Origin of the sequence: Pseudomonas brassicacearum (assembly GCF_003732265.1) — a bacterium.
GTDB classification, from domain to species: Bacteria; Pseudomonadota; Gammaproteobacteria; order Pseudomonadales; family Pseudomonadaceae; genus Aquipseudomonas; species Aquipseudomonas brassicacearum_D.
On the sequence record NZ_MOBK01000195.1, the window covers coordinates 1 to 678 of the forward strand.

Genomic DNA, 678 nt, shown 5'->3' on the forward strand with positions numbered 1-678 from the left:
GAAGGACACTCGCGTTGCCGGTAAGCAGTTGAAGCTGCGTCGCTATCGCGAAGATTGATCCGCCCTTGGGCTGATTGATCGCACATAAAAAATCCCCGACTGGTTCGGGGATTTTTTTTGCCTGCTGTTTGCCTTTGTGGGAGCGAGCCTGCTCGCGAAGGCGTCAACCGAATCGGTAAATATCCATGCCCAGCGCACCCATCGTGAACCCCTTGTGCGCCACGCTGAACTCACCGCCCGCGCCCCGGGCAAAATACAGCGGCAACAAATGCTCATCACTCGGGTGGCTGCGCACCGCATGCGGCGCCTGCTGGCGATAATCATGCAGCGCCGCCTCATCGTCGGCCGCCAACTTCTCGATCACCCAGTCACGAAAATCCCGCGCCCATGGCTCGACACTTTCCGGGCCGGCGTGCCAGTCGAGTTCACGCAGGTTGTGGGTGATGCTGCCGGAACCAATGAGCAAAATGCCCTGGTCACGCAGACTCGCCAGCGCTTGGCCGACCCGGGTTTGCAGCGCCGGGCCAGCGCGGGTTGGCAGGGAGACCTGCACCACCGGGATATCCGCCTGCGGGTACATCAACGACAACGGTACCCAGACACCGTGATCGAACGGACGTTGCGGATCAAGGCGCGCTGGCAGATTGTTGGCAGTCAACAGATCGGCCACCTCAGCGG

General features: G+C 61.4%; 1 protein-coding gene. It reads right to left on the minus strand.

Features of this window, described 5'->3' with window-relative positions; translation table 11 throughout:
* Positions 1-163: 163 nt before the first annotated feature.
* On the minus strand, positions 164-678 hold a 515-nt coding region (locus BK660_RS30795; RefSeq protein WP_148057510.1), incomplete at its 5' end, for a DODA-type extradiol aromatic ring-opening family dioxygenase.